Below are 2369 nucleotides of genomic sequence, written 5' to 3' on the forward strand. Positions count from 1 at the left end.
GGTGAAAGGCGCTGCCTTTCCCCCGGACCCCCTATCCGCCAGGACCCTGCGGGCCCTGGACCCGGTTCGTTTGCGCTCGCTGATGCCGGATCGCGCCGGAGAGCATGGCTCTCCGGCGGATTGCCGGTGCCGCCCGTGCGGAAACGGTGTCTTTCTTTTCGGGAGCCCCGCCTTTCCACCTGCTCCCGGGGATCAGGCCGCAGGCTGGCGGCCATCACGCAGAGCCAGCTCAGGCCCGGGGTCCGGGGACCGGCTCCGGTCCCCGGCGGAGAGGGGGGCCGGGCGGAGAGGCTGCGCCTCTCCCCCGGCGGCCAGCCATGAGGCGCAACGCCCGAAAGGCCATCCTATCGCGACGGAACCGGGACCGGCGTCTCCATCCGCTGTGGTGGGGATTCCGCGAGGGGGTTGGTGGCGGCGCCGATGGGCGGCGGGACCGGGGCGGCGAGAGGCGGCAGGGCGGGCGCGGCGGTGAAGTCCAGCACGGGGGCGTTCAGCAGCCCGTGGTGCAGGCGGTGGGTGGCCTGCCGCACGGCGACGGCGAGGCCTTCCTTCGCGTAGTAGACGCCGCGGATGTGCAGGCAGTGGGCGATGCCGCGCAGGAAGCCCTCGCGCAGCGCCATGTCGGGGCGGGGCGGGTCGCGCCAGAAGGCGTCGAGCGGCCCGGCATGGGTGAGGCCGGGAATCCTGTAGATCGCCTGGCCCAGCGCGTGGGTGGGCAGGTTGTCGATCAGGGCGCGCAACCCGACGGTGCTGTTGACGGTGATGACGCCCTGCACGCTTTCGGTGATGTGGCCGAGATTGCCGCCGCCCAGGTAGTGCACGCGGCCGGCCACGCCGTGGCGCTGGGCGATGCGGCGGACGCGGCGCTTCCAGCGCTTGATGCCGGGGTCGAGCGGGTGGACCTTGACCAGCAGCTTCGCCTCGGCGGGCGCGTGGCGGGCGAAGGATTCGATCACCTCCTCCATCGCCGTGTCGAGGTCGGGGTAGTGGGAATAGGCCCGCAGGGAGAAGTCCGTCTCCATCTGCATGGCGAAGAGGAAGAGCAGGCCCTTGCCCTGCAGCGCGCGCACGATGGCGTCGGCGCGGCGGTTGTCGTGGCGCCGGGTCAGCAGGCGCAGCAGCGTGCCCGCATAGACGGGGATCGGGTGATAGAGCTGGTGGCTGCGGTGGTGCGGAAAGGGCCAGCGCAGCATCGCCGTGAGATGGTAGGCGATATCCCAGGCGGCCTGGCGCGGGAAGCTGTCGCGGTGATGCACCACGAGGTCGGGCGGCGGCAGGTTGCGGCCCATCTCGACGATGGTCTCGGGGTCGCGCGGGAACCGGCTCTCGGCATTCATGCCGTCGCGTTCCAGGACGATCCAGTCCGGGCGGATATAGCCGAAATCCGTGGCCACGACGCGCATGCCGCGGCGTCGGGCGATGGCGATGGCGGCGCGGTGCATCGGGCGCTGCTCGCCCAGAAGCACGAGGTCGGTGGCCTGGCGCTCCTCGCAGAGCGCCTCGAACCAGGCGGGCCAGTCGCCGAGGCGGCCACGGTAGCTCACGGCGTCGGGGCCGTGCCAGATCAGCCAGTCGCCGGCATTGAGGTTCACGCGCAGCACGTCGTGGCCGAGGGCGCGGAGCTCGGCGCCGACAAGGCGGAAGAAGGGGCTGATCGGCCCTTGCAGGAACAGGAAGGACTTGTGCCCGGGCGGCGGGGTGCCGGCGCGGGTGGCGGCGATGGCGTTCATGCGGGAGGCGTCGCCTCCAGCGGTGCGTGCCAGACGCGCCAGCGCCCGGTGACGGGGGCGCGCAGCCGCGTCATCGCGGCCAGCATCGAGGCATTGTCTTCCAGGATCCAGGAGACTTCGAGGCGCTGCCAGCCACGGCGTTCCGCCAGGGCGATGGCCTCGGACAGCAGGGCGCCGACGGCCATGCGCGAGACCTGGCTGCGGCGGAAGGCGCGGCGGATGCCGAGCAGGGGAATGCGGGCGGAGCTGGTGCGGCCGGCCAGCGCGCCGGCCATGCCGAGCCAGCCGGAGGGCCAGAGGCGGCCGCCGAGCCGGTGGGAGATTTCCTCCAGGTTCGGCACCACGGCGCAGAGGCCGACCGGCTCGCCCTGCCATTCGGCGAAGAGGACACGGCCGGAGGCGAGCAGCGGGCGCAGCAGGCGGCGCATCGTGTCGGACTCGGCGGCGGTGACGGGTTGGGCGGCCCAGTTCTGCGCCCAGGCATCGTTGTAGAGCGCGCGGATCAGCGCGACCTCCTCGCCCAGCCGCCAGGGGTCATGCGGGCGGATGCGGAGGCTGCCGCGTCCCGGCCAGAGGGCCAGGAGGGAGGCGAAGCGGGCGCGGTGGGTCTCGGCGGCGATGTCCAGCGTGCAGGCGAGG

General features: G+C 72.8%; 1 protein-coding gene and 1 pseudogene. Both read right to left on the reverse strand.

Going from position 1 to position 2369, the window contains the following annotated elements:
• Positions 1-344: 344 nt before the first annotated feature.
• Positions 345-1730 (reverse strand): capsule biosynthesis protein, encoded by a 1386-nt coding sequence (locus ROTAS13_RS23060; RefSeq protein ID WP_075823545.1) that lies wholly within the window; start codon positions 1728-1730, stop codon positions 345-347.
• Positions 1727-2369, reverse strand: a pseudogene (locus ROTAS13_RS27480) (N-acetyltransferase family protein); the annotation flags it as partial. The gene ROTAS13_RS23060 and the pseudogene ROTAS13_RS27480, both read right to left, overlap by 4 nt.

The sequence above is a fragment of the Roseomonas sp. TAS13 genome (assembly GCF_001950415.1).
Classification (GTDB): Bacteria; Pseudomonadota; Alphaproteobacteria; order Acetobacterales; family Acetobacteraceae; genus Roseomonas; species Roseomonas mucosa.